23 protein-coding genes are annotated in these 22,994 nt (G+C 65.6%); 11 read left to right on the top strand and 12 right to left on the bottom strand.

All coding sequences use genetic code 11. The features are described 5' to 3' along the window. The first annotated feature begins 105 nt into the window (after window positions 1-105). From IM543_08575 to nhaA, 3 genes are all read left to right on the top strand, one after another. Window positions 106-522: a DUF2141 domain-containing protein gene (locus tag IM543_08575; protein QOY95871.1), complete on the top strand. Its 417-nt coding sequence runs from the start codon at window positions 106-108 to the stop codon at window positions 520-522. A gap of 199 nt (window positions 523-721) precedes the next feature. Continuing rightward, on the top strand, window positions 722-2,209 hold the full coding sequence (locus IM543_08570) for an alanine:cation symporter family protein (GenBank protein ID QOY95870.1): 1,488 nt from the start codon (window positions 722-724) through the stop codon (window positions 2,207-2,209). Window positions 2,210-2,454: 245 nt separating this feature from the next. Beyond that, window positions 2,455-3,675 carry a Na+/H+ antiporter NhaA gene (nhaA, locus tag IM543_08565; GenBank protein ID QOY95869.1) on the top strand — a complete coding sequence of 407 codons (1,221 nt, stop codon included), beginning with the start codon at window positions 2,455-2,457 and terminating at the stop codon, window positions 3,673-3,675. Window positions 3,676-3,717: 42 nt separating this feature from the next. Here the strand turns inward: nhaA and IM543_08560 are convergent, their stop codons facing one another. The 5 genes from IM543_08560 to IM543_08540 form a co-directional block, all read right to left on the bottom strand. Then, on the bottom strand, window positions 3,718-4,191 hold the full coding sequence (locus IM543_08560) for a hypothetical protein (GenBank protein ID QOY95868.1): 474 nt from the start codon (window positions 4,189-4,191) through the stop codon (window positions 3,718-3,720). A gap of 212 nt (window positions 4,192-4,403) precedes the next feature. Further along, on the bottom strand, window positions 4,404-4,670 hold the full coding sequence (locus IM543_08555) for a hypothetical protein (protein QOY95867.1): 267 nt from the start codon (window positions 4,668-4,670) through the stop codon (window positions 4,404-4,406). Between the two features lie 91 nt (window positions 4,671-4,761). Next, window positions 4,762-4,911 (bottom strand): hypothetical protein, encoded by a 150-nt coding sequence (locus tag IM543_08550; GenBank protein QOY95866.1) that lies wholly within the window; start codon window positions 4,909-4,911, stop codon window positions 4,762-4,764. 275 nt (window positions 4,912-5,186) lie between these two features. Then, window positions 5,187-5,858, bottom strand: coding sequence for a class I SAM-dependent methyltransferase (locus IM543_08545; protein QOY95865.1), 672 nt, complete (start codon window positions 5,856-5,858; stop codon window positions 5,187-5,189). 17 nt (window positions 5,859-5,875) lie between these two features. After that, window positions 5,876-6,814, bottom strand: a complete 939-nt coding sequence (locus IM543_08540; GenBank protein QOY95864.1) for a CysB family HTH-type transcriptional regulator — start codon at window positions 6,812-6,814, stop codon at window positions 5,876-5,878. A gap of 181 nt (window positions 6,815-6,995) precedes the next feature. On the opposite strand from IM543_08540, the gene IM543_08535 reads away from it, so the two are divergent. From IM543_08535 to cobA, 6 genes are read left to right on the top strand one after another with little or no spacing between them, the layout of a single operon-like run. Continuing rightward, window positions 6,996-8,684, top strand: a complete 1,689-nt coding sequence (locus IM543_08535) for a nitrite/sulfite reductase (GenBank protein ID QOY95863.1) — start codon at window positions 6,996-6,998, stop codon at window positions 8,682-8,684. After that, on the top strand, window positions 8,677-9,240 hold the full coding sequence (locus IM543_08530) for a DUF934 domain-containing protein (GenBank protein QOY95862.1): 564 nt from the start codon (window positions 8,677-8,679) through the stop codon (window positions 9,238-9,240). The genes IM543_08535 and IM543_08530 overlap by 8 nt, the downstream gene beginning before the upstream one ends. Window positions 9,241-9,250: 10 nt before the next feature. Next, window positions 9,251-9,979, top strand: coding sequence for a phosphoadenylyl-sulfate reductase (locus IM543_08525; GenBank protein QOY95861.1), 729 nt, complete (start codon window positions 9,251-9,253; stop codon window positions 9,977-9,979). A gap of 25 nt (window positions 9,980-10,004) precedes the next feature. Next, window positions 10,005-10,955, top strand: coding sequence for a sulfate adenylyltransferase subunit CysD (gene cysD, locus IM543_08520; GenBank protein ID QOY95860.1), 951 nt, complete (start codon window positions 10,005-10,007; stop codon window positions 10,953-10,955). Continuing rightward, entirely contained in the window at window positions 10,955-12,283 is a 1,329-nt protein-coding gene (locus IM543_08515) for a sulfate adenylyltransferase subunit 1 (GenBank protein ID QOY95859.1), read from the top strand. Before cysD ends, IM543_08515 begins: the two co-directional genes overlap by 1 nt. A gap of 14 nt (window positions 12,284-12,297) precedes the next feature. Next, on the top strand, window positions 12,298-13,038 hold the full coding sequence (cobA, locus tag IM543_08510) for a uroporphyrinogen-III C-methyltransferase (protein QOY95858.1): 741 nt from the start codon (window positions 12,298-12,300) through the stop codon (window positions 13,036-13,038). 118 nt (window positions 13,039-13,156) lie between these two features. Here the strand turns inward: cobA and IM543_08505 are convergent, their stop codons facing one another. The 4 genes from IM543_08505 to lptF form a co-directional block, all read right to left on the bottom strand. Beyond that, window positions 13,157-15,403 (bottom strand): DUF4214 domain-containing protein, encoded by a 2,247-nt coding sequence (locus IM543_08505; GenBank protein QOY95857.1) that lies wholly within the window; start codon window positions 15,401-15,403, stop codon window positions 13,157-13,159. Window positions 15,404-15,615: 212 nt separating this feature from the next. Then, a complete protein-coding gene (locus tag IM543_08500) occupies window positions 15,616-15,984 on the bottom strand; it encodes a CbiX/SirB N-terminal domain-containing protein (GenBank protein QOY95856.1) in 369 nt (122 codons plus the stop codon). Further along, window positions 15,984-17,168 carry an LPS export ABC transporter permease LptG gene (locus IM543_08495; GenBank protein ID QOY95855.1) on the bottom strand — a complete coding sequence of 395 codons (1,185 nt, stop codon included), beginning with the start codon at window positions 17,166-17,168 and terminating at the stop codon, window positions 15,984-15,986. Before IM543_08495 ends, IM543_08500 begins: the two co-directional genes overlap by 1 nt. Next, entirely contained in the window at window positions 17,165-18,319 is a 1,155-nt protein-coding gene (lptF, locus tag IM543_08490; protein QOY95854.1) for an LPS export ABC transporter permease LptF, read from the bottom strand. Before lptF ends, IM543_08495 begins: the two co-directional genes overlap by 4 nt. An 89-nt stretch (window positions 18,320-18,408) precedes the next feature. Here lptF and IM543_08485 point away from each other — a divergent pair, with 89 nt between their 5' ends. Continuing rightward, a complete protein-coding gene (locus tag IM543_08485) occupies window positions 18,409-19,911 on the top strand; it encodes a leucyl aminopeptidase (GenBank protein QOY95853.1) in 1,503 nt (500 codons plus the stop codon). A gap of 129 nt (window positions 19,912-20,040) precedes the next feature. On the opposite strand, the gene IM543_08480 is transcribed toward IM543_08485, so the two are convergent. The 3 genes from IM543_08480 to IM543_08470 form a co-directional block, all read right to left on the bottom strand. Further along, complete coding sequence (locus IM543_08480) at window positions 20,041-20,496, bottom strand: hypothetical protein (protein ID QOY96585.1); 456 nt, start codon at window positions 20,494-20,496, stop codon at window positions 20,041-20,043. A gap of 61 nt (window positions 20,497-20,557) precedes the next feature. Further along, window positions 20,558-20,845, bottom strand: coding sequence for a DUF1653 domain-containing protein (locus IM543_08475; protein QOY95852.1), 288 nt, complete (start codon window positions 20,843-20,845; stop codon window positions 20,558-20,560). Beyond that, a complete protein-coding gene (locus IM543_08470; protein ID QOY95851.1) occupies window positions 20,846-21,196 on the bottom strand; it encodes a hypothetical protein in 351 nt (116 codons plus the stop codon). It abuts the gene before it with no gap. 1,019 nt (window positions 21,197-22,215) lie between these two features. On the opposite strand from IM543_08470, the gene xth reads away from it, so the two are divergent. Then, on the top strand, window positions 22,216-22,983 hold the full coding sequence (xth, locus tag IM543_08465) for an exodeoxyribonuclease III (protein QOY95850.1): 768 nt from the start codon (window positions 22,216-22,218) through the stop codon (window positions 22,981-22,983). The last annotated feature ends 11 nt before the right edge of the window (window positions 22,984-22,994 follow it).

Genomic DNA, 22,994 nt, shown 5'->3' with positions numbered 1-22,994 from the left:
GATATCGGGAGCCTAACACATACGTGTTCACGCACGGCTGCCATTACCCCGCCGCCGCGGTTCAGCGACGGTACACGCATTGTTATTATCAAAGAAAGGACAAGCATGCATCAACTCCGCACCATCCTGCTCTCCTGCGCCATGCTGCTGGCCGCGCTGCCGGCATCGGCTGCGACCGTCGAAGTCAGGGTCACCAACGTGGCCGGCGGCAAAGGCAAGGTCAACGTCGCCGTGTGCGACCGCGCCCGTTTCCTCAAGCAATGCGCCTACAGCGCCTCGGTGCCGGCCCGGGAAGGCGAGACCGTCGTCACCCTGAAGGACATTCCACCCGGCACCTGGGCGGTGCTGGCCTACCAGGACGAGAACGAGAACATGGAACTCGACCGCAATTTTATCGGCATCCCGAAAGAGAACTACGGCTTCAGCCGCGATGCCGCCAGCCGCTTCGGGCCGCCCGGTTTCGAGGACGCGGCGATCGAGGTCCGCGAAGGCACGACGCTCGCACCGATCCGCCTGCACTGAAACCGTGCCGCCCTGCCCCGCCGGCGAGCCGCGCAGTCGGCCGGGCATGCTGCAGCGCACTATTCGGGGGCGCCCGTTTCAGGCTAAAAAATAACAATAGGAATCAAACAAGGCTTCGGGTATCGTTGCACACCACACGCGGCCGGGCAGCGTTTCCGGCCATGGTTCGCACACAAGACTTGTTACGGGGATCACGACAATGAATGAGTTGGTCAACACCATCAACGGCTATGTCTGGAGTACGGCGCTGATCGCGCTGTGCCTGGGCACCGGCCTGTATTTTTCCATCCGATCGCGCTTCCTGCAGCTGCGTCACGTGCGCGAGATGACGCGCCTGTTACTGGACGGTAAAAGCTCCGACCAGGGCGTCTCCTCCTTCCAGGCACTGACCATGACGCTGGCCGGCCGCGTCGGCACCGGCAATATCGCCGGCGTCGCCACCGCCCTGACCTTCGGCGGCCCCGGCGCCATCTTCTGGATGTGGATGGTGGCCTTCCTCGGCGCCAGCTCGGCCTTCGTCGAATCGACCCTGGGCCAGGTGTACAAGGAATCGATCAACAAGCAGTTCCGCGGCGGCCCCGCTTTCTACATCGAGAAAGGCCTGGGCATGAAGTGGTATGCCCTGATCTTCGCCTTCACCACCATCCTCGCCACCGGCCTGCTGCTGCCCGGCGTGCAGGCCAACTCGATCGCCGAGAGCCTGAAGAACGCCGCCGGGGTCGACACCACCATCACCGGCGTGGTGCTGGCGATCGCGCTGGCCTTCATCATCTTCGGCGGCGTCAAGCGCATCGCGCACTTCGCCGAATTCGTGGTGCCCTTCATGGCGCTCGGCTACATCGTGGTGGCCTGCATCATCATCTCGCTGCACATCGAGCAGCTGCCGGGCGTCGTGGCGCTGATCTTCCGCTCGGCCTTCGGCCTGGACGCGGGCTTCGGCGCCATCCTCGGCATGGCGATCCAGTGGGGCGTCAAGCGCGGCGTGTACTCCAACGAAGCCGGCCAGGGCACCGGACCGCAGGCTTCCTCGGCCGCCGAGGTCAGCCATCCGGCCAAGCAGGGCCTGGTGCAGGGTTTCTCGGTCTATGTCGACACCCTGTTCGTGTGCTCGGCCACCGCCTTCATGCTCCTGATCACCGGCCAATACAATGTCCAGGCGCCGGACGGCACCCCGATGTTCACCGGCATCCAGGGCGTGGCGGCCGGCCCCGGCTACGTCCAGACCGCGCTGGAAAACATCCTGCCGGGCTTCGGCTCGATGTTCGTCGCGATCGCCCTGCTGTTCTTCGCCTTCACGACCATCGTCGCGTACTACTACATCGCCGAAACCAATATCGCCTACATCAATCGCCGCATCGGGCGTCCGTGGATGACCTTCCTGCTGAAGATCGCGCTCATCGGCGCCACCTTCTACGGCACCATCCGCACCGCCGACGCCGCCTGGGCCTTGGGCGACCTGGGCGTGGGCCTGATGGCCTGGCTGAACATCGTGGCCATCCTGCTGCTGCGTAACGTGGCCTTCAAGTGCCTGCGCGACTACGAGGCCCAGAAAGCCGAGGGCAAGGATCCGGTCTTCGATCCGGTGGCGCTGGGCATCAAGAACGCCGACTACTGGGTGCAGCGCAAGGCCGAAGCCGCCCTGCGGGAAAAATCGGGCGGCGTCGCGGCGACCGATACCGCCCACTAGGATTGCCGCGGCAGCGGCCGCACCGCCCGGAGCGGCCGCTTGTCAACGCTGCTATAATGGCCACGGGTGTTCGTGCCAATGTCGGCACGGCAGGATGCGCGATGGTCGGGCCGCCACGCGGCTCTTTTGCGACCTTACATGACCGACATGATGCCATCCCGCCCCTGCCCGAGCTCCCCCGCCACACCTGTCCTTTCCCGTGTTTCCCGTGTTTCCCGTGTTTTCCATGCCGCCCGAGGGGCCGCATGATGCGCATCGAACGTCGCCTTTCCCAGACTTTCAAGGAATTCATCCATTCGAGCAAGGCCGGCGGCATCGTCCTGATCGCCTGCACGCTGGTGTCGCTGGCGCTCGCCAATTCGGCGCTCGGCCCGGCCTACCTCGGTTTCTGGCACCAGTATGTGGCAGGCCTGAGCATCGAGCACTGGATCAACGACGCCCTGATGGCGATCTTCTTCCTCCTGATCGGCCTCGAGCTCGAGCGCGAACTGTACAACGGCGAGCTGTCCGACCTGAGAAATGCCATGCTGCCGATGCTGGCCGCCGCAGGAGGCATCGCGGTGCCGGCCCTGATCCACTTCGGCCTGAACGGCGGCACGCCGACCCAGGCCGGCGTCGGCATCCCGATGGCGACCGACATCGCCTTCGCGCTCGGCGTGCTGGCCCTGCTCGGCAGCAAGGTGCCGGCCTCGCTCAAGATTTTCCTGACCGCGCTCGCCGTGATGGACGACCTCGGAGCGATCGTGGTCATCGCGCTGTTCTACACCAACGAACTGTCCTTCCTCTACCTGCTCGGCGCGCTGGCCGTGTTTGCCGGCCTGCTGGCGATGAACCGCGTGCTGCGCATCATGGCGCTGCTGCCGTATCTGCTGGGCGGCGCGCTGATGTGGTTCCTGATGCTCAAGTCGGGGGTGCATGCGACCATCGCCGGCGTGTTGCTGGCCTTTGCGATTCCCTTTTCGGCCAGGGAAGACGATACGCACTCGCCCTCGCACCGGCTGGAACACGTCCTGCACAAGCCGGTCACCTTCCTGATCCTGCCGCTGTTCGCGCTGGCCAACACCGGCATCGTGATTGGCGCGGGCTGGGCCACCGAACTCCTGAGCCCGAACAGCATGGGCATCATCCTGGGCCTGGTGGCCGGCAAGCCGGTCGGCATCTTCCTGTTCAGCTTTGCGGCGGTGACGCTCGGGCTGTGCCGCCTGCCGCTCGACCTGGCCTGGCGCCACGTCATCGGGGCGGGCCTGCTGGGGGGCATCGGCTTCACGATGTCGATCTTCATCACCAACCTGGCCTTCACCGGCGCGCTCGAGGCCATCAACGCGTCCAAGATGGCGATCCTGGCCGCCTCGCTGGTGGCGGGCGTGGCCGGCTTCGTCTGGCTCAAGCTGCTGGGAGCGCCGCTGCCCACGGATACCGACACCGACACCATGGACTTCGAAACCGATGAGGTGACACGGCCCTGAAGACCGTGAAGCCGCCGGGCGCGGGCCCGGCGGCTTCACGGCTCAGCGTGCTTTCGCCCGGGTCGACATCGCCACGATCGCGCTGCCGGCCGCGACCACCAGGGCGTCTTCGATCAGGCCGCTACGGGTCTGGCCGATGCGCGCCATGGCCTGCTTGCGGCCGGCAAGCGTCAGGTAGGCAAGCGGCACCGCGGTGGCGACCGCCGCCACCGCGCCGGCCTTCTCCCGGCCATGGGGCGCCAGTGCCGCGCCGGCAATGCCTGCGCTCATCACGCGCGCCAGCAGCCCCAGGAACACCGTGCGGTCCGGCGCGCTCTTCATCTTGTCGCCGTAGAGCTCCCCGGCACCCATGGCAAGCGCGCCATATTTGAACAGCGGACGATCGAGAAGGAAGAGTTCTCCCGGCGTATCGCGCCGTGCCAGGCGTGCCGTGGCAAGCGTGGCCATCGGGGTCATGGAACGGGCGCTGGCGACGGCGCCGATCAGAATGGAAGACAGCAGGCTGGAAGTGCGCATGATGGTGGATCCCTGTGCAAAGTGGTTGGTCGGCGCGTCGATGCGATCCGGCCCCCGGCAGCCCTGCTCGCCCGAAGCGAGCTTCCCGCCTGTTGAAGGCGGCCTGATCCGCATGACAGTCACTCGACTGTAGCGTCCGCGCCATTTTGATGTCGCCACCCAGGTTTCGGCGGCCGCCAGGCAGGCGCGGCGCCGTCCACCTGCCGCCATCTTCAGGCGGACAGGCCTTTTTGCAGCAACTCGGCCACCAGCTGGTTCAGGTCGAGATCGCGTTCCTTGGCGAGCTGTTGCAGTTGCTGGACCAGGTCGCCATTGAGCTTGACGGCAAACGGCACCAGTCCCAATGCGCGGTCACGGTCACGCTGCGCGCGGCGGTCGGGGGCGACGGCCTTGCCCGCCGCACCGAAGCTGGCGCCTTCCGCGCCCATCTGGTTCATCAGTTTCTTCGCGTCGCTCTTTGCCAGGTCGGTTCGTTTCATCGTCTGCCTTTCCATTATCGAAGCTGGATTCTACCCGCGAACGGGACGGCTGACGATGCACGCATCCGGTTCTGTTAGCCCAGACGCCCATTCATTTCTGGTCGCGTCGCTGGCCGCGCGCCGTATCGAGCAGCGCCAGCAGCGCGGCGGCATGGCCACCCCGCGGCCAGCCGATCAGGTGTCCGGCCAAGCGGCCATTCTCGAGCAGGAAAAACTCGGGGGTGTTGGCTTCGGCGAGCACGGCCCATTCCCGTCCCGTAGGCAACCCGCAGGGGCAGCGTAGGATTCGCCGCGTTCCACTCCGCCAGGTATCCGAAGGGAATCGGTGCGCGCGGCGGCGTCAGCAGCTTGAGCCCGACCTGGCGCAGACGCGCCAGCAGGACCGGGTTCGAGCGCAGGGCGGCGAGCGCGTCGTGCGAGAAATGGCAGCCGGAACCGACCACCATCACCAGTTCGATACCGGGAGGCGGATCGGCCGCGGCTTCCAGCCGGCTCGCCAAGCCGGCCCGGCAACGATCACTTCAGGCGGCAGGTCAGCGCCCAGCAGCTGTCCCAGCGCCCGATCTTGATCTCGCGCACAGCCGTACCCAGGCGCTTGCGCAGGGCGCTGTCGGTCGGGTAGTTCTTGGGCAGCTCGTGACGATTACCCTCGGCATCCATGAACTGGGCCCAGGTATTGCCCTGCTGGTCGGTGCGCGCGACCGTGGGGCTGGCGCCTTCGACGTATTCGTCGTCGATCAGCACCAGCAGCGCGTTCGCGCCGATGCGCGCGCGCAGGCCGGCCAGGAAGGCATCCTGCTCCTCCTTCTTGAAGTGCGACCACAGGAAGCCGGCGAACACGGCCGTGAATTTCCCGAGTTCGGCCGGCAGCTCATTGGTCAGATTCAAGGCGTCGACCACGCGGTAGGTGACGTTTTCCAGCCCTTCCCCGTGCTCGCGCGCCACGTTCAGCATCGCTTCGCTGACGTCGGTCGCCAGCACCGAGGTGGCCGTTTCGGCGATGACGTCGGTGAAGTAGCCGGTGCCGCAGCCCAGTTCGAGCACGGTATGGCCGCGCATCAGCTCGGCGACCTGCTCGGCCACGTCGTCGAGATCGTCCTGGCGGTCCTCGTCGCTCTCGTCGTGGAACTGGGCGTCGTAGTGGTCGGCGATCGCGGTGTAGAAATCTGCAACAGGCTTAGTGCTCATAGGTATTTCCTTGGTTCTTACAGTTCGTAGTTTTCGCCGCCGCGCATCGCAGCCTCGACCATCTTGCGGTTGAGCGTCGGGGTGAGCAGCTCGATGAAGGTGTAAACATAGCTGCGCAGGTAGGCGCCCTGCTTGACCGCCACGCGCGAGGTATTCATGCCGAACAGGTGGCCCACCGGAATCGCGCGCAGGTTGCGGTCGCGTTCCGGATCGAAGGCCATGCCGGCGATGATGCCGACGCCCATGCCCAGTTCGACATAGGTCTTGATCACGTCGGCGTCGATCGCTTCCAGCAGGACGTCCGGCTTCAGGCTGCGCAGGCCGAAGGCATGGTCGATCTTGCTGCGGCCGGCGAAGGCGGCATCATAGGTGATGACTGGGTAGCTGGCAATTTCCTCCAGCGACACCGCTTTCGAGCGCAGCAAGGGGTGCTCGGGCCCCACCACCAGCACGTGTTCCCATTGGTAGCAGGGCAAGGTGATCAGGCCGTCGATGGCGGCGATCGACTCGGTGGCAATGGCCAGGTCGGCCTGGTCGTTCTTGACCATGTCGGCGATCTGCTTCGGGTTGCCTTGCAGCAAGGACAAGCGCACCTTGGGATATTTCTGCATGAAGCCCTGTACCACCTTCGGCAGCATGTAGCGGGCCTGGGTGTGGGTGGTGGCGATGGTGAAGCTGCCGCTGTCGTGGGCCGCGTATTCCTTGCCGATGCGCTTGAGGCTGTCGATCTCCTGCATGATCAGCTCGACCGACTGCAGCACCAGCCGGCCGGGCTCGGTGAGCCCGCGGATGCGCTTGCCGTGGCGGGTGAAGATGTCCACACCGAGCTCTTCCTCGAGTTCGATGATGGCTTTCGAGACCCCGGGCTGGGAGGTGAACAGCGCCTTGGCCGCATCGGTCAGGTTGTAGTTCTGGCGGACGGCTTCGCGCACGAAGCGCAGCTGGTGGAGATTCATGAAGTGAGAGTTGGATTCTTGTGATTGTGTCAGCGGATGACATTCTAAGATGCTTATTCAAGTTACGCATATAAGCAAATGAAATCTCCGTAGTTTGGAATATAGGCAGCGGACCCTAAACTTGTCCCTACATTTAACGGGTGGACAATGTTTGCAGCGTCCATCCTCACTGGACCAGACCATGTATCGCTACGACCACTACGACCATCTCATCGTGCGCGAACGCATTGCGCAGTACCGCAGCCAGGTGGAACGCCGCCTCTCCGATGAGCTGACCGAGGAAGAATTCATCCCCCTGCGCCTGCAGAATGGCCTGTACATGCAGCGCCACGCCTACATGCTGCGCGTGGCGGTGCCGTATGGCCTGCTGTCCTCGGCACAGATGCGCATGTTCGCCCATATTGCTCGCAAGTACGACCGCGGCTACGGCCATTTCACCACCCGCCAGAACATCCAGTACAACTGGATCGAACTGGAGCAGACCCCGAGCATCCTGGAAGACCTGGCTTCGGTCGAGATGCACGCGATCCAGACCTCCGGCAACTGCATCCGCAACATCACCACCGACGAGTTCGCCGGCGTGGCCGCCGACGAACTCATCGACCCGCGCCCCTTCGCCGAGATCCTGCGCCAGTGGAGCACCTTCCACCCCGAGTTCATCGCGCTGCCGCGCAAATTCAAGGTGGCGATCAACGGCGCCATCGAAGACCGCGCCGCGATCGCCATCCACGACATCGGCCTGACCCTGGTCAGGAACGATGCGGGCGAAGTCGGCTTCAAGTTCATGGCCGGCGGCGGCATGGGCCGCACCCCGATCCTGGGCTCGGTGATCCGCGACTTCCTGCCGTGGCGGCACCTGCTGACCTATACCGAAGCCGTGATGCGCGTGTACAACCAGCACGGCCGCCGCGACAACAAGTACAAGGCCCGCATCAAGATCCTGCTCAAGGCCCTGGGGGTGGAAGAGTTCACGCGCCAGGTGGAAGAAGAATGGGCCGACCTGAAGGACGGTCCGGAAACCCTGAGCCAGGAAGAATTCGACCGCGTGGCCCAGTGGTTCCAGCCGCATGGCTATGCCACCCTCGAAGACAGCGACCCGAGCGCGGCCCATGCCGACAACCGCGCGTTTGCCAACTGGGTCAACCGCAACGTCAAGCCGCACAAGGTGCCGGGCTACGCCGCCGTGCTGCTGTCGCTCAAGAAGACCGGCGTGCCGCCGGGCGACGCCACCGCCGAGCAGATGGACTTCGTGGCCGAACTGGCCGACGAGTACAGCTTCGGCGAACTGCGCGTGACCCACGAGCAGAACCTGGTGCTGGCCGACGTCGAGCAATCGAAACTGTTCGAGCTGTGGCAGCTGGCCAAGGCCAAGGGCCTGGCAACGCCGAACATCGGCCTGCTGACCGACATCATCGCCTGCCCGGGCGGCGACTTCTGCTCGCTGGCGAACGCCAAGTCGCTCCCGATCGCGGCCGCCATCGCCGAGCGCTTCGACAACCTCGACTTCCAGCACGACATCGGCGACATCGAACTGAACATCTCGGGCTGCATCAACGCCTGCGGCCACCACCACGTGGGCGCGATCGGCATCCTGGGCGTGGACAAGGACGGCAGCGAGTGGTACCAGGTGTCGATCGGCGGTTCGCAGGGCAACAACGCGGCGATCGGCAAGATCATCGGCCCGTCCTTCTCGGCGCAGCAGATGCCGGAAGTGGTCGGCCGCCTGCTCGAAGTCTATGTACGCGAGCGCTTCGAGGGCGAGCGCTTCGTCGACACCGCGCAGCGCCTGGGCGTCGCGCCATTCAAGGAATACGTGTATGCCACGCCGATCGCGGCGGGCGCACTGGTTGGAGAAGACCACTATGCCTAATCTCGTGCTGCACAAGCAGATCATCAAACACCGCGACGTGGTCGAGGACGACTGGAGCGTGCTGCGCCTGCTGGAGGGCGAGGCGCCGGAGACCGTCGCCGTCCCGGACGGCAAGATCATCGTCCCCCTGAGCGTGTGGCAGGCGCAGCGCCCGGCCTTGAGCGGCCGCGCCGACATCGGCGTCTGGCTGGCCCCGGACGAGCAGGCCGCCGCCATCCGCGACGACCTGCAGCGCCTTGGCGTGGTGGCCGTGGACTTCCCCAAGTTCTCGGACGGCCGCGGCTACTCGACCGCCTTCAACTTGCGCAAGCGCCTCGGCTACCAGGGCGAGCTGCGCGCCATCGGCGACGTGCTGCGCGACCAGCTGTGGCCCCTGTCGCGGGTCGGCTTCGATGCCTTCGCCACCCGCCAGGACCGCAGCATCGTCGATGCGCTCAAGGGCTTGACGGTGTTCTCGGAAACCTACCAGGCCTCGGTGGACCAGCCGCTGCCGCTGTTCCGCCGCGCGCCGCGCGGCACCCCGCCGGAACTGCTCGATGCCGGCGCCGGCATCTGAGGAATCCACCATGAGCGAGCCGAACTTGCCACTGCAGCGCCGCGTCGAAGAAACGCAAGCCATCCTGGCGCGCATCGCCCGCGATTTCTCGCCCGCCGTGTTCGCATCGAGCCTGGCGGCCGAGGACATGGTCCTGACCGACCTGATTCTCAAGGCGAAGCTGCCGATCGGGATCTTCTCGCTCGAGACCGGCCGCCTGCACGCCGAGACCCTCGACATGCTGGACCGGGTCCGTGCGACCTACGGCTACGAGATCGCCCTGTTCAGGCCACAGCCGGAGGCGGTGGATGCCTACGTGGCGCAGAACGGCCTGAACGCCTTCTACGACAGCGTCGAGATGCGCAAGGAGTGCTGCCGCATTCGCAAGGTCGAGCCGCTCGGCCGCGCGCTGAGCGGCAACAGGGCCTGGATCACCGGCCAGCGCCGCGCCCAGTCCACCACCCGCGCCGAGCTGGCGGTGCAGGAAGACGATGCCGCACACGGCATGCAGAAGTTCAATCCTCTCACCGACTGGCTCGAAGCGGACGTCTGGGAATACTTGCGCAGCGAGCAGGTGCCGTACAACGCCCTGCACGAGCGCGGCTACCCCTCGATCGGCTGCGAGCCCTGCACCCGCGCGATCCAGCCGGGCGAGGACCTGCGCGCCGGCCGCTGGTGGTGGGAAAACCCCGAATCCAAGGAATGCGGCCTGCACGTAGTCGACGGCAAACTCATTCGCATCAAATCCGTGGCGGCTTGATCACGTCACCCAAAGGCACAACAACATGACGACAGTATTCGACAACCCCGGCGTGCTCACCGACGCGCATCGTGAAATTAACGCGCGCCACCTCGACGCCCTCGAATCCGAGGCCATCCACATCCTGCGCGAAGTGGCGGCCGAATGCAGCAATCCGGCCCTGCTGTTCTCGGGCGGCAAGGATTCGGTCGTCCTGCTGCGCCTGGCCGAAAAGGCCTTCCGCCCCGGTAAATTCCCCTTCCCGCTGGTGCACATCGACACCGGCCACAACTTCGACGAAGTGATCGCCTTCCGCGACGCCCGCGTGGCGGAACTGGGCGAGCGCCTGATCGTCGGCTCGGTCGAGGATTCGATCCGGCGCGGCACCGTGCGCCTGCGCAACCCGGCGCTGGATTCGCGCAACGCGGCCCAGGCCGTGACGCTGCTGGAAACCATCGCCGAACACGGTTTCGATGCCTGCATCGGCGGCGCCAGGCGCGACGAAGAGAAAGCGCGCGCCAAGGAGCGCATCTTCTCCTTCCGCGACGAGTTCGGCCAATGGGACCCGAAGGCCCAGCGCCCGGAATTGTGGGACCTGTATAACACCCGCGTCCATCCGGGCGAGAACATGCGCGTGTTCCCGATCTCGAACTGGACCGAACTCGACGTGTGGCAGTACATCGCCCGCGAAAAGCTGGCCCTGCCCCCGATCTACTTCGCGCACGAGCGCCAGGTCATCCCACGCAATGGCCTGCTGGTGCCGCTGACGCCGCTGACCCCGGCCCGCGAGGGCGAGACGGTCGAAACCCGCACCGTGCGCTTTCGCACCGTGGGCGACATCTCCTGCACCTGCCCGGTGGCCTCGCATGCCAGCACGGTCGAGAACATCATCGCCGAGACCGCCATCACCGAAGTGACCGAGCGCGGCGCAACCCGGATGGACGACCAGACCTCGGAAGCCTCGATGGAAAAACGCAAGAAGCAAGGATATTTCTGATGAACGCCCCCACCGACAACTTCGCCGAAAACGCCAACCAGCGCGGTCTGCTGCGCTTCATCACCGCCGGCTCCGTCGACGACGGCAAGAGCACCCTGATCGGCCGCCTGCTGTACGACAGCAAGGGCATCTTCGCCGACCAGCTGGCCGCCGTCTCGCGCTCGAAGCACAAGCGCACCGTGGGCGACACCATCGACCTGTCGCTGCTGACCGACGGCCTGGAAGCCGAACGCGAACAGGGCATCACCATCGACGTGGCCTACCGCTACTTCGCCACCCCGAAGCGCAAGTTCATCATCGCCGATACCCCGGGCCACGAGCAATACACCCGCAACATGGTCACCGGCGCCTCGACCGCCGACGCCGTGATCATCCTGGTGGACGTCTCCAAGGTGAAGCTGGGCGACGATGGTTCTGTCACGCTGCTGACCCAGACCAAGCGCCACTCGACCATCGCCAAGCTGCTGCAGATCGAGCACGTGATCGTGGCCGTCAACAAGATGGACCTGGTGGACTACGACCAAACGGTCTACGAGCGCATCGTCGGCGCCTACCGCGCATTCGCCGACTCGCTGGGCCTGAAGGACGTGACGGCGATCCCGCTGTCGGCCCTCGGCGGCGACAACGTGGTGACCGCTTCCGGCAACATGCCCTGGTACCAGGGCCCGACCCTGATCGACCTGCTCGAAGCTTTGTCCGTGTACGACGAGTCGCACGCCGCGCCCTTCCGCTTCCCGGTGCAGCTGGTGGCGCGCCACAACGGCCACGAAGCCAATGACTTCCGCGGCTACATGGGCCGCATCGAGTCGGGCAAGGTCTCGGTGGGCGACAAGCTCGTCGTCCAGCCTTCGGGCCAGGGCGCCACGGTGAAGGACATCGTGACCTTCGATGGTTCGTTGCAGTCCGCCGTGGCCGGCCAGTCGGTCACCCTGCTGCTGAACGAACACCTGGACATCTCGCGCGGCGACCTGCTGGCCGGCGCCGATCAACCCGCGACCCAGCTCAGGCAGGTGGTGGCGGACCTGTGCTGGATGTCGGACGAGCCGCTCGACATGCGCCGCAAGTACTGGATCAAGCACGGCACCCGCCAGACCGCGGCCAGGCTCAAGCAGGTCGACAGCATCCTGGACGTCAACACCCAGCAGCGCGTGGCGGGCAATCCCACCGAGGGCCTGAAGCTGAACGACATCGCCACCGTGCAGCTGAGCGTGCAGCAGCCGCTGGCGGCCGACGCCTATTGCGACAACCGCGCCACCGGCGCCTTCATCCTGATCGACGAAGTCACCCACCAGACCGTGGCAGCGGGTATGATCCGACTGGATCAATAAGCGAAGGGGTCTGCATGGCGCATTCAGGGGCACTCGGCAAAGTCTATCTGGTGGGAGCCGGCCCCGGCGCTGCCGACCTCATCACCGTCCGCGGCGCGCGCCTGCTGGCGCAGGCCGACGTCGTGCTCTACGACGCGCTGGTCACCTCCGACATGCTCGACCTGTGCCGCCAGGCCGAGCTGATCTCGGTCGGCAAGCGCTCGGGCCAGCGCTCCACGGCGCAAGTCCACATCAACCAGCAGCTGGTCGAATGCGCCGGCAAGTTCCGGCAGGTGGTGCGCCTGAAAGGCGGCGACCCGATGCTGTTCGGGCGCGCCGACGAGGAACTGCGCGCGCTGGAAGCGGCCGGCATCGAGGTCGAAGTCGTTCCCGGCATTACCACCGCGGTCGCGGCGGCGGCCGCCGCCCGGCAACCGCTCACCAAGCGCGGCGTGGCGCGCAGCGTTGCCTTCTTCACCTCGAGCACTGAAAGGGACCGGCCGGACAGGCCGATCGCCGCCCCGCCTGCCCTGCCCGAAACCGACACGCTGGTGCAGTACATGGGCGGGCGCGAAGCCGCGGCCACCGCCGAACGCCTGCTGGCGGAAGGACGCCGTCCCGATCTGCCGGTGGTGGTGGTGGAAAACTGCAGCCGGCCCGACGAGCGCATCCTGCGGCTGACTTTAAGCGACCTGGCGCGCGGGCTGGAGCCGGGACACGGGCCGGTGCTGGTGATGCTGGGCGAGGCGCTCGCCAAGCGCGAACATCAACGGTAGGGTGGACGGCTATGCCGTCCGCGCGTTCAGCTGGCGCAAGTTCTGTGGCAGAGCATCCGTGAGTCGGACGCGCGGACGGCGAAGCCGTCCACCCTACGATGCATGCCACTGAACCAGCTTATCCACCGTAAGGCGTAAATTCGATCCCGTTCTGGATCGACCCGATCACCTGCGCCTGGTTCTCGGCGCTCTCGCTGAAGAAAGCCAGCACCTGCGCACGCGGGGTGTGCTGCTCGGCCAGCACCTGCATCCAGTAATCGCGGCCGGCGCCTTCGGCGCTGCGGTGCAGCACATTGTTGTACAGGAGCTCGACGAACTGCGCGTCGCCGGCATCGGCGCCGTACAGGCTCTTGAACTCGGCGCTGGTCGCGAAACCGGCCGCCACCTGCTCCAGGCTCACGCCCGCATCCATCATCTTGATCCAGTAGCCGACGCCCGCCTTGTCCGGGGTCCGGTTGAATGCCGCCGTGTACATGCGGTAGGCCTGGCCGGCGATGCCGTCGATGTCGAGCGCCACCGACACATCGGTAAAGCTCAGGCGTTCGACGTTCACCAGCGTATCGGTGCCGCCGGTTCCGAAGCGGTCGGCGACGGTCACGCCGCCCTCGGTACGCGCGATCTCGAACAGGCTCTTGTAATTGCCGTAGTCGACCGTGTCGATGCCGGCCAGGCCGTCGATCCTCTGGTTGCCTGCCACTGCCTTGATCAGGTCGGCGCCGTTGCCGCCGCTGATCGTGGCGGCGGTCGAGGAGCCGCTTCCGGTGCTCGTGCCCGAGTTGCCGGGGCTCGTCGGCGTCGGTGTCGGTGTCGGTGTCGGTGTCGGTGTCGGTGTCGGTGTCGGTGTCGGTGTCGGTGTCGGCGTCGGGTCCGGCGCCGCGGCGACCGGCGGGGCCGGGTCGGCCCCGGCCAGCACACGCGCCTCGACCTGCACCGTCCCGTTGTCCTGGGTGTCGACCCAGGCGGCGGCGAAACCGCCGTCGGCCAGCGCGCTGAGCACCGGCTTGGCCTGGTCGCCCTGCCGCATCTCGTTGATCCCGAATTCGCGCGCATCGAGGGCGGCGCCATCCGCGTCGAAGCGCCGGCCGAACACGCCGCCGCGGTCGAAGTCGCCGCTGTCGCTCTGCCATGCGACCAGGAAGCCGCCATCGGCCAGCGCGATCGCGGTCGACTCGAAACGGCCGCCGCCGCCGTCGAGGTTCGCCTGCGTCATGTTGCCGACCAGCTTGCCGGCCGCATCGAAACGCTGGAAGAAGATGTCGGTGCTCGCAAAGCCCCAGGGAGAGTTGGCGTAGCTGTCCCAGGTGACCACGAAGCCGCCCCCGGCCAGTGCGGTCACCGCCGGTTGCGGCGCCGCGGTGGCGCGGCTTGCGGCCAGCCCGTCCCCGCTCGCCACGATCGGGGCGCCGCCTGCCAGCGCGGCATAGACGTTGCCGTCGCCGATTTCGCCCCACGCGACGACGTAGCCGGTGGCGGTGGCCGCAATGCTCGGGCTGAAGGCGGTGCCAAGGGCGCCGTAGACCTGCTCGATGCCGGTCGGGGTGCCGTTGGCGTCGGCAGTGCGCACGTGCACCTGGCCGCCGCTGCGCCAGGCCAGGGCGAAGCCGCCGTCGGCCAGGGCCGTCACGTCGGGCATCGCGGTGTCCGCGGCGGCCGCGCCCACGACGACTTCGGCGCCCGGATTGCCGTTGGCATCCACGATGCGGTAGGCGATGCGCGTGCCGGCGCCGTCGGTGCTGGTGTAGGCCACCACCGAACGTCCGCCCGCCAGCGCCGCCAGCGCGGGCGCAGCGTCGAGCGCGGCGTCGTTCGTCGGGCTGAGCGCGAATGCCGCCCCCTGCGCCGCCCCGGCGGCAGTGCGCAACTGCCCGACGATGCTGCCGTCTGCCGACTGCCATGCCGTCATGAACGCGCCGGTCGACAGCGTCGCCATGTCGGGATTGGCCGATGCTGCGGCCGCGCCGAGCACGAGCTCGCTGCCGAATCCGGCCAGGTCGCGCGAGCTGCCTGCTTCGACCGTGTACACCAGGGTCTCGGCGACGCCATGGCCCGGCAGCGGATTGCCGTTGCCGTCGAGCTGGTAGCGGTCGTAGTAATGGGCGGTGACCGTCGCCGCCGAGCCGGCCGCGGGCAGCAGCGCCGCGTCGTTGACGATCAGGCGCGCGCTGCTGTCGGTCGCGGGGTTGTAGGCAATCGAGAACAGGCCCGGCACCGACTGGGCATCGATGACCCAGCGTCCGCCGGTCGGCAGGCCCCAGTCGATCGGGGTCAGCGTCGCGGCGACTTCGCCGCTGCGCAGGGTGGTCAACAGGATATCGCGGTCGTCGACGATGCCGACGGGGGCGTAATCAGTGGTATCGGTGCTCATGGGGGGCATCTTGCTGGTAGGTGAGCGCGCGGAGTGCGCGGCACTGGATACCAGTCATAATGCCTCACGGAAATTTCTATTTAAAGACAGAAATTAAATTCTCTCCGGCAATATGGCGGAAAACCAACGTAATCTTGCCTGCCTTGCCAAGGGTGTTAACGCTTCGCCAGCATCAGAGCGCGCTACGCACCGGCGCCGGCCGGCAAGCAGCCTCAGCCGAGCGAGCGCAGGCAATAGTCCGTCATGGCCGCCTGCACCCCGGGATCTTCGCCGATGGCGCCGACCACATGCAGGCGCAGGCCGGGATGGGCGGCGCGGATGCCGTCCGCCAGCTGCGGCAGGTCGCGCAGCAGGTGGCCACCCTGCCCCAGGAATACCGGCACGATCGTGATGTCTTCGGTGCCGTCGCGCACCAGCGCCTCGACCGTGGCGGGCAGGCGCGGCTCCATCAGTTCGAGGAAGGCCAGCGTGACGCCGACATCGGGCAGCCGGGCCTGCGCCTGGTCGCGCAGCCGTTCGAAAGGCAGGGCCCAGCCTGGTGCGCGGGCGCCGTGGGCGAACAGGACGAGTGCACGTTTCATCAATGTCTCTCCACCCACCACAGGGCGCCGATCGCCAGCAGCAGGAATAGCAGGCTGGGCGCGGCCGCGGTCATGAAGGCCGGCAGCGCGGTCAGTACGCCCAGGTTCGAAAACAGCGCATTCAGCAGCAGGAAGCCCACGCCGATCATGATGCCGACGAAGATCTTGAGGCTGACGCCGCCGCTGCGCGTGTGCAGGTAGGCGAAGGGCAAGGCCAGGGCCATCAGGACCAGGATCGACAGCGGATCGATGATTTTCTTCCAGAACGCCACCTTGAAGCGGCCGGTCTCCTGGCGGTTCTCGGCCAGGTGGCGGGTATAGACCGCCAGCTCGCTGGCCGACATGCGTTCGGGTTCGGAACGCGAGACCGACAGGATCTTGGGGGTGATCTCCGAGGCCAGGTCCATCGTGTCGAGCTTGCGGGTGGCGACGGCGGCGGTGTCCTGGCCGAAGGCGGCGGCGATCGACTGGCCCTGCGGCGCCGGGGTGCCGGGCGGGGGCAGCGCGCGGCTGTTGGAGAACATGGTCTCGGTGACCCCGCTCAGGCGCCAGGTATTGTCGCCGCGGTAGCTGCCGGCGTCGGCGGTGATCAGGGCGCGCATGCGCATGTTGGCGTCGAACTCGTACAGGCGCACGTCGACCAGTTGGCCGTCGGAGCGGATCTGGCGCACATTGAAGAAACGCGTGCCCACCACCGGGCCCTTGACGCCGTCGGTATGAATGCTGTCCTTGGTCCACATCCCCGAGCGGAATTCCGCCGACAGGGTCGAGCCCTTGGCGGCGAGGCGCACGCGCTCGGCCAGCGGGGCCGTGCGGGGGGTGATCAGCTCGCCGAACACGAAGGTGATCAGGACGAACACCACGCCGACCTTGAACAGCATCCATCCCGCCATCCGCGTCGACATCGAGGAGGCCCGCATGATGGTGAATTCGGAGCTCGAGGCGAACTGCGCCATCGTGTAGATGGTACCGATCAGGGCCGCCACCGGCATCACCTGGTACACGTTGCCGGGCACCAGCAGCAGCACGTACATCAGCGCATGCTGGAATTCGTAGCCGCCCTTGCCCACCGAGGGCAGCTCGCTGGTCAGGTCCATGAAGGAGATCAGGGCGAGAAAGGCGACCAGCACGAAGCTGACCGCCTGCGCGATGTTGACCGCGAAGTAGCGCTGCAGGACCGTCATTGCGCCTCCGCCTTCGCCGGGGCCGCCTTGCCGCGGCCCGCCCGGCGCCGCTTCCAGGCATTGAGCAGGGCCAGCGGATGCCAGCGGTGGTTGACGTTCAGGCGCCACGCGAACAGCGCCGCGACCGTGAGCGCGGCCGCCAGGTGCAGCGGCCACCAGGCGACGTCGAAATCGAGCTTGGCGCGCTTGACGCTGTTTTCCATCAGTTTGTTCAGGTTCAGGTAGGTGAAGAAGATCAGCAGCGCCAGGATCATGTTGGCCGAACTGCCGGCGCGCGGGTTGACGAAGCCGAGCGGGATCGCCAGCAGCATCAGCACCAGGCAGATGATCGGCGTCGAGATCCGGTCCAGCAGCTCGGCGCGGGTGTACTGGTTCTCGATCTGCAGCAGCACCGAGGTGGGCAGCGCATTGCTGGGCGTGTCGGTGCCCAGCACCGGCGTCCTGGTCGCGACCCGCATCTTGTAGCGCTCGAATTCCATCGACTGGAAATCGGCCTGCCCCGGCGTGCCCTGGTAGCGGCGCCCGTTGCTCAGCACCAGGTACTGGCCGCCCCCGGCGTCGGACTCGATCACGCCTTCCTTGGCAACCACCACCGAGGTGCCGCCGTTCTTGTCACGCGAATTGACGAACACGTTCTGCACCACGGTAGCGCCGGTGGTGGAGCGTTCGACGAAGAACACGCGGTCGCTGGATGAGGATTCGCGGAACTGGCCGGGGGCGACGCGCTTGAGGTCTTCGCGCTTCTGGAAACGCTCGACGAACTCGGCGCGCTTGAGCGCGGCCCATGGGGCGGCCACCAGCGACAGGGCCGCGACCAGCGCCACGATCGGCAGGCCGAAGCTGAGGACCGGGGCGATCCAGCGCCGCAGCGACATGCCGGAGGCGAACCAGACGACCATCTCGGAATCGCGGTAGCTGCGCGTGACCGCCGCCAGCACCGAGATGAAGACCGTGAGGGTCAGGATGGTCGGCAGGTAATTGAGGATGGCGAAACCGATCAGGGCCAGGACGTCGCCCGGGTCGACCTTGCCGCCGGCGGCCGTGCCGAGGACTTTGATGAGCGTCCAGGTGACCAGGATCGTAAACAGCACCGTAAAGGTGGCGCCGGCGGAACTGGCCAATTCACGTTGCAGGGCGCGTCGAAAGATCATTCAATAAATAGCTATAATTGCAGGTTAGGCACAGCGGTAAATAAATCTGCCTTACCGCGGCACCGCGAAAACGAACCGGAGAACCAAAAATGGACTTTAGCATAAAAGCATTCGACACCAAGAACACCCTGGCCGCGGCGAAAGCCGGCGTGATCGCAGTCGCCGTGTTCGAGAACAAGAAACTGTCGCAGGCTGCCAAAGCGCTGGACGCCGGCGGCGACATCAGCGCCGCGCTCAAGTCCGGCGACATCAGCGGCAAGGCCGGTTCGACCCTGCTGCTGCGCGGCGTGACCGGCGTCGCCGCGGCGCGCGTGCTGCTGGTAGGCATGGGCACGACCGAGGCGCTGAGCGAAAAGAGCTACAGCAGCGCGGTCGGCGCAGCCTTGAAGGTGTGCGGCACCCTGGGCGCGACGGATGCCATTATCGCATTCCCGCTGGCGGATGTGAAAGACCGCGACGTCAACTGGGCAGTGCGCGCACTTGTGATCGCGGCCAATGAGACCGAGCACCGTACTGATACGCAAAAGAGCAAGAAGGATCCGGCGCCCGCCGGCGTGCGCAAGATCGTCATCGCCGCCGACGCCGCGAACGCCGCCACCCAGCTCAAGCCGGTGCTGGCCCAGGCCGTCGCGATCTCGAACGGCATGGCGCTGACCAAGGAACTGGGCAACCTGTCGCCGAACGTCTGCACCCCGACCTACCTGGCCAACACCGCGCGCGCGCTGGCCGACGACTATGGCTTCGACATCGAGGTCCTGGAACGCAAGCAGCTCGAAGCCCTGAAGATGGGCAGCTTCCTGGCGGTGGCCAGGGGCAGCGACGAAGCGCCCAAGTTCATCGTCCTGAAGCACATGGGCGGCAACAAGAAAGATGCGCCGGTGGTCCTGGTCGGCAAGGGCATCACGTTCGACAGCGGCGGCATCTCGATCAAGGCGGGTCCCGGCATGGACGAGATGAAGTACGACATGTGCGGCGCCGGCTCGGTGCTGGGCACCTTCCGTGCGATCGGCGAGATGGGCCTGAAGCTGAACGTGATCGGCATCGTGGCGGCCTGCGAGAACATGCCCTCGGGCCGCGCGACCAAGCCGGGCGACATCGTGACCTCGATGAACGGCCTGACCATCGAAATCCTGAACACCGATGCCGAAGGCCGCCTGGTCCTGTGCGACGCCCTCGCCTACGCCGAGCGCTTCAAGCCGGCCGCCGTGGTCGACATCGCCACCCTCACCGGCGCCTGCATCGTGGCCCTGGGCCACCATACCAGCGGCCTGTTCACCCGCCACGACGACGCCCACGACGGCCTGGCCCAGGAACTGCTCGACGCCGGCAAGCAGGCCGGCGACGTGGCCTGGCGCTTCCCGCTGGGCGAGAACTACAACGAGCAGCTGAAGTCGAACTTCGCCGACCTGGCCAACATCGGCACTCCGGGCGCCGCCTCGATCACCGCGGCCTGCTTCCTGGAGAATTTCACCCGCAACTACACCTGGGCGCACCTGGACATCGCCGGCACCGCCTGGAAGTCGGGCGCGGCCAAGGGCGCGACCGGCCGTCCGGTGCCGCTCCTGACCACCTTCCTGATGAACCGCGTGTAATGCGCCCCGGCCCCGCGATGAAATATTCTTTCATCCTGGGGCTGTGGTGAAATATTATTTCATCAATAAAAACAGCCCCGCGTGCGGGGCTGTTTTTTTTCAGGGCCGGGCTTGTCTGCGCCCGGCGCTTCAGAACACCGGGCTCTCCACCCGCTGCGCCGCCAGTTCTTCGCGCGGGGCGGCCGGCGCCATCAGCACCGTCAGGTTGGCTGGGTATGACCACCCTGCTCCCGAGTACCGGTCCACGATCAGACCCATGCCGGCGCTGATGACCACATTGCCCATCAGGCTGAGCGCGTCGGGGCGCGATCCGACCTGCTCCTGTCCGGCGCCCGTTCCCGCCTTCTTGCAATCGACGACCAGCGGCGCTGCGCTGCGCGCGATGGTGACGCGTCCCGGCGCCACCACGAACCAGCGGCCCAGGTCATTGCTCAGCAGGCATCCCACCCCGACGACCTCCTGGTAGTCGAGCACGGCGTGCAGTTCGAGCTGTTGTTGTCGCGGCGCATCGGCCACGGTGGCGCAGCCGCCCAGGACGAGCGGCAGGGCCAGCAAAAAAAGGGGAAAACGCGACATGGAACCCACCAGGCTATGCTTCATGCTGCCATTAACGGCAGCCTGAAGCAAATGCTGAGGGCTTGCCGGCCTATTCCTCGCGCGCGGCCTGGCTGGTGGCGCAAGGCAGGCCGGAGAGCGGGTCGGTAAGCGGGTCTATAAGCGGGTCGGTAAGCGGGTCGGAAAGCGCGGCGAAGCGCGGCAGCGCCGCGCCGTCGACGCCAACGGTCTCGAAGAACGCGGCGCGCGGACGCACCCAGACGGTGCCGTCCTGGCCGCGGTACACCATCACGGGCGTGTAGTCCGCTTCCATGACGGCTTCGCAGACCAGCTCGTAGATGCCGCCCTTGTAGTGGCGGTAGCGCCTGGCAGCCGGCACTCAGGCCTTGCTGTCGGCCAGCGCCTTCTGCTTTTTCTTCAGGCCCTGGATCACCTTCAGCACGCCTTCCATGCCGGCGGCTTCGTCCAGTTCGCTGAACGCATCGAGCACTTCGTTGAGTACGCGGTTGCGCACCATGGCTTCGTCCTGGGTGAGCGCAGGCTTCTGCTCCGCTTCCTTGGCGAACTTCGACGGCGCCTCGGCCGCAGCCTTGGCGCCATGCGTCAGGGCCGCCTGCCAGATGACCCAGCGGCGCTGGGTTTCATAGACGAGGTATTCCTCGGGTTTGTCCTCGCGGCGGCGGGTGATATGGCCTTCGCGTTGGGCCCACGCTTCGAATGCAGTGCGCATTTCAGTCCTTTGTAAATCAGCGTTCGGGTTCATTTGCTATCGAAAAAACAAGATTCCGAATATTACCACTTTGCACTGTGCCAACATGCCCGCACGATTGGTGGGCCGCAGGCTACCGAACTTGTTTCTCAATCTGTAAATAGTACAAGGTTAGTTGCACCAGCGCAATAACTTTATTCCCACTGGGAAACAGTGTTACATGCTTTCGCGCTAGTTTAATGCTTTTGCGAACGTTTTTACAGCCCGCACTGCATAAATTACACGTTTATTTATTATTCTATTAATTTATTCTAACATAGCAGATTACACGCTACGCAATGTTAGTGCCTACCTAACAACAATTGCTGCACGTTCAGCATAAATACAACTGTCACATCAATCACGATTATTCGTGGGACATGGGAAGGCCGGTTCGTCGCAGCCGGCGGTATGGCAAAACCAGCATCACCACTTGCTCAAGCCAGTGCAGTGACACGCATGGCTGACAACGCATCTCTCAAGACCGAAGGCATCAGCGGGGAATCTGAAGAGGAAGGCCACCGCGATTGGCTGGAAGTAATAAGGTTTTCGACGCGCTCGACCAGCCTGGCGTCAATGTCGGCGAAAGCTGGAGTGTTGGTATGTCCATATCGCTGGGCCATATAAATTGCCTGAGTGGATGCCTGAAAGTAATCATAGACGGCAACATGGCAAGGTTGAGATGCGTCGCTGGTCCATCAAGCTTTCCGAGCCTAAAGGTGCCCATGAAAAACTGCATGAATTGATAGAAAGGACGTGGCCATGGGGTGCTGCAGCGCATAACTGGTGTATTTGGCCTTGATTTTTGAAACGAACATTTCACGCTCGACCATCAACAGGAAGGCAAGGGCTGGCAGGCCGGTAAAAGCCGGCCTTGGCCGCAATACCGCTCATATCACCATGGACAGCGTATACTCTCTGGCTAACCCAGCCCGAGCGGGCAGCGTAGCGTGCTGCCAGCTACTTGTATCACCCGTTTTCCATCGTAGAGAGCCGATTGCATGAAGATAGCCACCTGGAACGTCAACTCGCTGAAAGTCCGCCTCCCGCACCTGCTCACCTGGCTCGCAGCCAATCCGGTCGATGTCCTGTGCCTGCAGGAGACCAAGCTCACCGACGACAAATTCCCGGTGGCCGAGATCGAAGCGGCCGGCTACCGGGTCGCCTTCAGCGGCCAGAAGACCTATAACGGCGTGGCGATCCTGTCGCAGCATCCGATCGAGGACGTCCAGAAGAACAACCCGCGCTTCGAGGACGAGCAGCAGCGCATCCTGGCGGCCACCATTGGCGGCATGCGCATCGTGTGCGCCTACATGCCCAACGGGCAGGACATCGGCAGCGACAAGTTCAGCTACAAGATGGCCTGGCTGGACGCCCTGCGCGCATGGATCGCGGCCGAGATGGCGGCGCATCCGCAACTGGCCCTGCTGGGCGACTACAACATCGCGCCGGAAGCGCGCGACGTGCACGACCCGGCCGAGTGGGAGAACCACATCCACTTCACCGCGCCGGAGCGCGAACAGATGGACGCGCTGATGGCCCTGGGACTGCGCGACGCCTTCCGCCTGTTCGAACAGCCGGAAAAACAGTACAGCTGGTGGGACTATCGCCAGATGGCCTTCCGCCGCAACCGCGGGCTGCGCATCGATCACATCCTGCTGAGCGAGGCGCTGGCGCAGCGCTGCACCGCCTGCCATATCGACCGCGAGACCCGCAAGTGGGAGCAGCCGTCGGACCACGCGCCGGTGGTGGCGGCGCTCGCGGATTGATCCTTGCCGCG

It is taken from the genome of Massilia sp. UMI-21, assembly GCA_015277795.1.
Classification (GTDB): domain Bacteria; phylum Pseudomonadota; class Gammaproteobacteria; order Burkholderiales; family Burkholderiaceae_D; genus Telluria.
The sequence above is the reverse complement of the archived record's forward strand: the minus strand, read 5'-3'. Positions and strand labels throughout refer to the sequence as shown.

Bases quoted from the DNA above. Each gene is read 5' to 3' on its own strand.
- IM543_08575 (QOY95871.1), top strand. From the start codon at position 106: ATGCATCAACTCCGCACCATCCTGCTCTCCTGCGCCATGCTGCTGGCC.
- IM543_08555 (QOY95867.1), bottom strand. From the start codon at position 4,670: ATGAAACGAACCGACCTGGCAAAGAGCGACGCGAAGAAACTGATGAAC.
- IM543_08535 (QOY95863.1), top strand. From the start codon at position 6,996: ATGTATCGCTACGACCACTACGACCATCTCATCGTGCGCGAACGCATT.
- IM543_08500 (QOY95856.1), bottom strand. From the start codon at position 15,984: ATGAAACGTGCACTCGTCCTGTTCGCCCACGGCGCCCGCGCACCAGGC.
- IM543_08485 (QOY95853.1), top strand. From the start codon at position 18,409: ATGGACTTTAGCATAAAAGCATTCGACACCAAGAACACCCTGGCCGCG.
- IM543_08505 (QOY95857.1), bottom strand. From the start codon at position 15,403: ATGAGCACCGATACCACTGATTACGCCCCCGTCGGCATCGTCGACGAC.
- IM543_08540 (QOY95864.1), bottom strand. From the start codon at position 6,814: ATGAATCTCCACCAGCTGCGCTTCGTGCGCGAAGCCGTCCGCCAGAAC.
- xth (QOY95850.1), top strand. From the start codon at position 22,216: ATGAAGATAGCCACCTGGAACGTCAACTCGCTGAAAGTCCGCCTCCCG.
- IM543_08560 (QOY95868.1), bottom strand. From the start codon at position 4,191: ATGCGCACTTCCAGCCTGCTGTCTTCCATTCTGATCGGCGCCGTCGCC.
- nhaA (QOY95869.1), top strand. From the start codon at position 2,455: ATGATGCGCATCGAACGTCGCCTTTCCCAGACTTTCAAGGAATTCATC.
- IM543_08545 (QOY95865.1), bottom strand. From the start codon at position 5,858: ATGAGCACTAAGCCTGTTGCAGATTTCTACACCGCGATCGCCGACCAC.
- IM543_08570 (QOY95870.1), top strand. From the start codon at position 722: ATGAATGAGTTGGTCAACACCATCAACGGCTATGTCTGGAGTACGGCG.
- lptF (QOY95854.1), bottom strand. From the start codon at position 18,319: ATGATCTTTCGACGCGCCCTGCAACGTGAATTGGCCAGTTCCGCCGGC.
- IM543_08525 (QOY95861.1), top strand. From the start codon at position 9,251: ATGAGCGAGCCGAACTTGCCACTGCAGCGCCGCGTCGAAGAAACGCAA.
- IM543_08515 (QOY95859.1), top strand. From the start codon at position 10,955: ATGAACGCCCCCACCGACAACTTCGCCGAAAACGCCAACCAGCGCGGT.
- IM543_08495 (QOY95855.1), bottom strand. From the start codon at position 17,168: ATGACGGTCCTGCAGCGCTACTTCGCGGTCAACATCGCGCAGGCGGTC.
- IM543_08470 (QOY95851.1), bottom strand. From the start codon at position 21,196: ATGCGCACTGCATTCGAAGCGTGGGCCCAACGCGAAGGCCATATCACC.
- cysD (QOY95860.1), top strand. From the start codon at position 10,005: ATGACGACAGTATTCGACAACCCCGGCGTGCTCACCGACGCGCATCGT.
- cobA (QOY95858.1), top strand. From the start codon at position 12,298: ATGGCGCATTCAGGGGCACTCGGCAAAGTCTATCTGGTGGGAGCCGGC.
- IM543_08530 (QOY95862.1), top strand. From the start codon at position 8,677: ATGCCTAATCTCGTGCTGCACAAGCAGATCATCAAACACCGCGACGTG.